The organism is Streptococcus sp. SS-4456, assembly GCF_036680365.1.
Lineage (GTDB): Bacteria > Bacillota > Bacilli > Lactobacillales > Streptococcaceae > Streptococcus.
Genome location: NZ_JAVIHI010000008.1, coordinates 70,236 through 76,846, shown reverse-complemented (window position 1 = coordinate 76,846; position 6,611 = coordinate 70,236). Strand labels below are relative to the sequence as shown.

The 6,611-nt window shown below is 42.7% G+C and carries 6 protein-coding genes; 4 read left to right on the top strand and 2 right to left on the bottom strand.

Annotated features, from left to right (window positions below):
• From RFK25_RS03945 to tpiA, 3 genes are all read left to right on the top strand, one after another.
• On the top strand, positions 1–1,091 hold a 1,091-nt coding region (locus tag RFK25_RS03945), incomplete at its 5' end, for an SH3 domain-containing protein (RefSeq protein WP_332411637.1).
• Positions 1,092–1,312: 221 nt separating this feature from the next.
• Complete coding sequence (gene tuf / locus RFK25_RS03940; RefSeq protein WP_012775011.1) at positions 1,313–2,509, top strand: elongation factor Tu; 1,197 nt, start codon at positions 1,313–1,315, stop codon at positions 2,507–2,509.
• Positions 2,510–2,684: 175 nt separating this feature from the next.
• Positions 2,685–3,437, top strand: coding sequence for a triose-phosphate isomerase (gene tpiA, locus RFK25_RS03935; protein ID WP_004298713.1), 753 nt, complete (start codon positions 2,685–2,687; stop codon positions 3,435–3,437).
• A gap of 62 nt (positions 3,438–3,499) precedes the next feature.
• On the opposite strand, the gene yidA is transcribed toward tpiA, so the two are convergent.
• Positions 3,500–4,309 (bottom strand): sugar-phosphatase, encoded by an 810-nt coding sequence (gene yidA / locus RFK25_RS03930; protein ID WP_332411636.1) that lies wholly within the window; start codon positions 4,307–4,309, stop codon positions 3,500–3,502.
• The gene (locus RFK25_RS03925) at positions 4,299–5,612 is read right to left on the bottom strand and encodes an HD domain-containing protein (RefSeq protein WP_332411635.1); all 1,314 of its coding nucleotides are present in this window, start codon (positions 5,610–5,612) and stop codon (positions 4,299–4,301) included. Before RFK25_RS03925 ends, yidA begins: the two co-directional genes overlap by 11 nt.
• Before the next feature lie 100 nt (positions 5,613–5,712).
• Here RFK25_RS03925 and RFK25_RS03920 point away from each other — a divergent pair, with 100 nt between their 5' ends.
• Entirely contained in the window at positions 5,713–6,603 is an 891-nt protein-coding gene (locus RFK25_RS03920) for a sulfite exporter TauE/SafE family protein (protein WP_332411634.1), read from the top strand.
• Positions 6,604–6,611 lie beyond the last annotated feature (8 nt).

The window sequence follows — 6,611 nt, the reverse complement described above, 5'->3', positions numbered from 1 at the left end:
CAGCCCCTAGTCAACCAGCCCCAAGCTCTACTCCCGTGGCTAGTCAATCAAATCTATCTCCGCAGGCAGAAAAACTAGCCAGCCGTGGTAGCTATCACTTTAGCAAACAGGTCGCGGTGAAAAATGAAGCCAAGGCAATTGCCCCAACTCAATTTACATTTGAAAAAGGTGACAAGGTCAATTACGACAAGACGCTAGTAGCAGACGGACATCAGTGGATTTCTTATCTATCTTATAGTGGTACCCGTCGCTATGTAGATTTGGGTCAGGTCGCAAGTTCACCTGCGACAGCCCCTAGTCAACCAGCCCCAAGCTCTACTCCCGTGGCTAGTCAATCAAATCTATCTCCGCAGGCAGAAAAACTAGCCAGCCGTGGTAGTTATCACTTTAGCAAACAGGTCGCGGTGAAAAATGAAGCCAAGGCAGGTGCCACAACTCAATTTACATTCGAAAAAGGTGACAAGGTCAATTACGATAAGACGCTAGTAGCAGACGGTCATCAATGGATTTCTTATCTATCCTATAGTGGCACCCGTCGCTATGTAGATTTGGGTCAGGTAGCAAGCTCACCTGCGACCGCCCCAACAACCAATCTACTAGCTTCCGGTCCAATCGAGAATAAGAATGAGCAGAAAACAGTTCTTTCCCAGAGTGGTAGCTACACCGTTATGAAAACTGTCCCAGTAAAAAACAAGGCAGAAAATCAAGCTCCAACTCAATTTGAGTTTACAAAAGGTGAAAAAATCAACTACGACCAAGTTGTTGAGACAGATGGCTACCGTTGGTTGTCCTATCCTTCTTACAGTGGTACTCGTCGCTATGTTCGAACAGAAGCATTGCGTTCTACACACATTCAGCAACATCTAGGTTCCTCAGCGACAGAACAGCAAAGATTGGCAACTCAAGGAGTTTATCAAGTGACCAAGAGAGTATCAGTTACAGCACAACCAAGTATCCAGGCAGCTGAAATTACCTACTATACAAGTGGTAGTTCAATTACCTATGATAAACTTATTCAAGCGGAAGGGCATCAGTGGATTTCTTACCTTTCTTATTCTGGACATCGTCGTTATATCAAAATTGATAATTAGAACCAAATAGGCCAAATTATTCCGTACTCGTCATCAGGACCTGTTGGCGAGTTTTTAATGCTCAATGAAGGCGATAAAACATGACTTTCTGGCAATAAATAACAAAAACGATAGAAAATGCTTGCAATTCTGCCACAATTTGATAGAATAGTAAGGTAAAGTTAGACCGTATTGCCTACTGTCTATCTATAAAATATATTTTATTGGAGGCTTTTACCAAAATGGCAAAAGAAAAATACGATCGTAGTAAACCCCACGTTAACATTGGTACAATTGGACACGTTGACCACGGTAAAACTACTTTGACAGCAGCTATCACAACTGTATTGGCACGTCGCTTGCCTTCATCAGTTAACCAACCTAAAGACTATGCGTCTATCGATGCTGCTCCAGAAGAGCGCGAGCGCGGTATCACTATCAACACTGCACACGTTGAGTATGAAACTGAAAAACGTCACTACGCTCACATCGACGCTCCAGGACACGCGGACTACGTTAAAAACATGATCACTGGTGCCGCTCAGATGGACGGTGCGATCCTTGTAGTAGCTTCTACTGACGGTCCAATGCCACAAACTCGTGAGCACATCCTTCTTTCACGTCAGGTTGGTGTTAAACACCTTATCGTCTTCATGAACAAAGTTGACTTGGTAGACGACGAAGAATTGCTTGAGTTGGTTGAAATGGAAATCCGTGACCTTCTTTCAGAATACGATTTCCCAGGTGATGATCTTCCAGTTATCCAAGGTTCAGCTCTTAAAGCTCTTGAAGGTGACTCTAAGTACGAAGACATCGTTATGGAATTGATGAACACAGTTGATGAGTACATTCCAGAACCAGAACGTGATACTGACAAGCCATTGCTTCTTCCAGTCGAGGACGTATTCTCAATCACTGGTCGTGGTACTGTAGCTTCAGGACGTATCGACCGTGGTACTGTTCGTGTCAACGATGAAATCGAAATCGTTGGTCTTCAAGAAGAAAAATCTAAAGCAGTTGTAACTGGTGTTGAAATGTTCCGTAAACAACTTGATGAAGGTCTTGCCGGCGATAACGTTGGTGTGCTTCTTCGTGGTGTACAACGTGATGAAATCGAACGTGGTCAAGTTATCTCTAAACCAGGTTCTATCAACCCACACACTAAATTCAAAGGTGAAGTTTACATCCTTACTAAAGAAGAAGGTGGACGTCACACTCCATTCTTCGACAACTACCGTCCACAGTTCTACTTCCGTACAACTGACGTAACTGGTTCAATCAAATTGCCAGAAGGTACTGAAATGGTAATGCCTGGTGATAACGTTACTATCGACGTTGAATTGATCCACCCAATCGCCGTTGAACAAGGTACTACTTTCTCTATCCGTGAAGGTGGACGTACTGTTGGTTCAGGTATGGTTACAGAAATCGAAGCTTAATTCGATTGAGTTCCCAGAAATAACAATTATTTGTCAGACAACAAAAATTGTAACTCTCCACTTTCGAGTGGAGAGTTTTTCTGTAAGTATTCATAAAATGCACAGAAATTCTTTAATCTTAGCTAAGTTTATGCTATAATGGGCTTTGTAAAATAAAAAAGAAGAGGTATGTGAAATGTCACGTAAACCAATCATTGCAGGAAACTGGAAAATGAACAAAAATCCTCAAGAAGCACAAGCTTTCGTTGAGGCTATTGCAGGCAAATTGCCCGCTGGCGACAAAATTGAAGCAGCTATCGCAGCTCCAGCTGTAGATTTGAACGCTCTTTTGTGGTTCGCTAAAGATTCTGAATTGAAAGTTGCTGCTCAAAACTGCTACTTTGAAGATGCTGGCGCCTTCACTGGTGAAACTTCTCCAAAAGTATTGGCTGAAATGGGAGTTAACTATGTGGTTATTGGTCACTCAGAGCGTCGTGATTACTTCCATGAAACGGATGAAGATATCAACAAGAAAGCACACGCTATCTTCCGTAATGGTTTGACACCAATCATCTGTTGTGGTGAGTCACTTGAAACTTACGAAGCTGGTAAAGCAGTTGAATTCGTAGGTGCTCAAGTTTCTGCAGCCTTGAAAGACTTGACTGCTGAGCAAGTTGCATCACTTGTTATTGCTTATGAGCCAATCTGGGCAATCGGTACTGGTAAATCAGCTACTAAAGATGATGCACAAAACATGTGTAAAGCTGTTCGAGACGTTGTTGCTGCTGACTTTGGTCAAGAAGTGGCAGACAAGGTTCGTGTTCAATATGGTGGTTCTGTAAACCCATCAAACGTTGCTGAATACATGGCTTGTCCAGACGTTGACGGTGCCCTTGTTGGTGGTGCTTCACTTGAAGCTGAAAGCTTCTTGGCTTTGTTGAACTTCTAATAAAAGTATAGAAAAAGACATCGGATGTTTGTATCTGATGTCTTTTTTGTGATTGTAAGAGGTTATTGCAGCACCCATTCTCTCAAGGCATGGGCAACGCCACTCTCGTCATTTGATTTGGTGATGTATTTAGCAATTTTCTTGAGTTCTGGATTACCGTTTTCCATGACGACGGGATTGCCAACGACTTCAAGCATGGGACGGTCATTTTCTTGATCGCCAATAGCCATAGTTTGATCCATTGTCAGACCTAGTTTTTCAGCCAATTGGATGATAGCCTGTCCCTTGTTAACGGTTTTTGGTGTGATTTCTAAGTAGAATGGTGCAGATTTGGCAACATTGTATTTGTCAGTCAAGCTGGTTGGAAGTTGAGGGATGGCAGCATCAAGAATTTCAGGTTCATCCACCAACATGACCTTGATAATTTCCTTATCAGCCATCTCTTCTGGAGTACGGTAGAAGACAGGGGAGCTGACTAACATGGATTCATAAATGGTATATTTTCCAATATCGCGGTTGGCAGTATACATACCTTCTTTGGTACTGGCATGCATAGGAAGTTTGAGTTTGCGGGCAGCTAGTTCGATGTCCAGATAATCGACATAGGTCAAGGTATCTTTGACAATATCTTCACCAGTTGAGGCGTCTTGAACTAGACCACCGTTAAATGTAATGACGTAGTCGCCAACTTCAGTCAGATTGAGTTCTTTCAAAATGGCACGAACTCCTGAGATGGGGCGACCTGTGGCAATAACAATTTTTACACCAGCCTTTTTGGCATCTTGAATAGCTGAAAAGACCTCCGGGGTAATTTCATGTTGGCTATTTAATAAAGTTCCATCAATGTCGATGGCTACAAGTTTAATGGACATCTTTTTCTCCAGTAATAAAATGATCGTTATGAATATGGCTGATAAAATCAGTAGTGTGCTGGCTAAAAATACCAGTATCTTCCAGCATTTCTTTTGGGAAATAGAAACGGCTATCACCATGGATGGTTCCAGAAAGAGAGTGGACAATTGGTGATAGGGTGGAAAGCTCGACCTTGGTATCATCCTTGCGATAGATTTCAATCTGTGTCCGTTTCTTCTCGGCATTGGGACGGTAAATATCGTAAGGCAGATCAAAATTATGATGAATAGCTGTATAGTATTCTGGATCAAAGCCGACATCGGCTACCAAACTCCGCAGTTGGTTGAGGTCTTCTTCATTCTCTGCCTTGAAGGTGATGGATTTGAAGACCTTACGGTTCATGTAGCGTTGGGCCAGGTCAGATAAGATATGGTCAGGTCCGTCAATCCAAGACTGGAAATAGGTATTCATGACACCATCATCCAGTGCTAGGTAGTCAGAAAGGCTAACACGATGTTCAAAAAAGGGAACCAGGCGTGGAGAGGTTCGAGCAAAAAAATCTTGTTCGCTCTTATAGAGTAATTTTGCTCGATTGAGCAAATTTTGTAAGAGAACTTCCATGGAGCGACTGGCTGGATGGAAGTAAACCTGCATGTACATTTGGTAGCGACTGAGGACATAGTCTTCAACTGCGTGCATACCTGATTCTTTGAAGGCAATGCCATTTTCTGTAGGACGGATAACTCGTAATATTCTGGTTAGGTCAAATTCACCATAGTTGGTACCTGTAAAGTAGGAATCACGGAGTAGATAGTCCATGCGGTCGACATCAATTTGGCTGGAAATCAGCTGGACAACCTGTTTATTGGGATAGGTATGGTTGATGACGGAGGCAATTTTGTCAGGAAAATCGGGAGCTACCTGTTTTAATATTTGATTGACCTCCGTTTCAGGACTGGTGATAATGGCACAGGTCATTTCTTCATGGTCGGTATCGAAGAGGCGCTCAAAGGTATGGGAATAGGCTCCGTGTCCAATATCATGTAAAAGAGCAGCAACCATTGTTACTAAGCTCTCGGCAGGATGCCATAGATGTGGATATTTTTCTTCAAATTTTTCTGTTATTCGTCGGGCAATTTCATAGACACCGAGGCAGTGCGAAAAGCGGCTATGCTCGCCACCATGGAAGGTATAGGAAGTGGTTCCTAGTTGTTTGATGCGGCGTAGTCGCTGAAATTCCTTTGTATTGATGAGTTTGTAAATCAATTCATGGTCAACATGAACATAGTTATGGACGGGGTCACGAAAAACTTTTTCTATCATAGATTTATTATACCAAAAATTGTCAGAATTTCGGCTTTTTTTCTCATAAAACAAGGATATTGCTATGTACCAAATACTATCTTTTAAGTATAATGGAGGAATGACAAATAAACTTATTTTACATGCTATCCAGTTTATCCTTGTGGGGATGATTGCCTGGATGCTTTACTTGATTGTTAGCTATGCTCGGAAAAATAAGATTTCTTTGAAAGACAGATTTTGGACGGGCTTTGCCATTGGTTATGTAACAGACTTGTTGGATACCTTGGGGATTGGTACCTTCGCAACAACGACAAGTTTGCTGAAGGCGACAAAATTGATAGAGGATGACCGACGGATTCCAGCAACTATGACGACGGCTCACATCATTCCTATCTTGTTGGAGGCCCTGCTCTTTATCACCATTGTAGAAGTAGAAATGACGACCTTGATTTCTTTGGCTATTGCTGCATTTACAGGTGCCTCAGTTGGTGCACGTGTGACGCAACATTGGGATACCAGGAAAGTACAGCGGGTCTTGGGGATTTTGCTTATTGTTGCAGCGGGTATTATGGTCTATCGGATGGTGACCAACCCTGGTGCTGACTTGGCCAATGATGTTCGTGGTCTGACAGGTTGGAAGCTGCTTGTTGGGATTGTATTTGACTTCCTTATCGGTATGCTATTGAGTATGGGCTTGGGCAACTACGCGCCAGAATTGATTTTCTTCTCCTTGATGGGTATTAGTCCAGCGGTGGCCCTTCCTGTCATGATGCTGAATGCAGCTATGATGTTGTCTGCTGGGGCCAAGCAATTTATCCAATCGGGCCGCGTCAACTGGCCAGGAGTTCCAGGCATTATTGTAGGGGGTGTTTTGGGTGTCTTGACAGCGGCCTTCTTCCTATCTAATTTGGACATCAATAATTTGAAAATCTTAGTTGTCTTTATCGCAGCCTTTACAGGTCTAACCCTGATTCGTTCATCATTCATTACCAATATTAAAATATCATAGGAGGAAGC

Coding starts and splice junctions, on each gene's coding strand:
- yidA (WP_332411636.1), bottom strand. CDS start 4,309: ATGTCCATTAAACTTGTAGCCATCGACATTGATGGAACTTTATTAAAT.
- RFK25_RS03920 (WP_332411634.1), top strand. CDS start 5,713: ATGACAAATAAACTTATTTTACATGCTATCCAGTTTATCCTTGTGGGG.
- RFK25_RS03925 (WP_332411635.1), bottom strand. CDS start 5,612: ATGATAGAAAAAGTTTTTCGTGACCCCGTCCATAACTATGTTCATGTT.
- tpiA (WP_004298713.1), top strand. CDS start 2,685: ATGTCACGTAAACCAATCATTGCAGGAAACTGGAAAATGAACAAAAAT.
- tuf (WP_012775011.1), top strand. CDS start 1,313: ATGGCAAAAGAAAAATACGATCGTAGTAAACCCCACGTTAACATTGGT.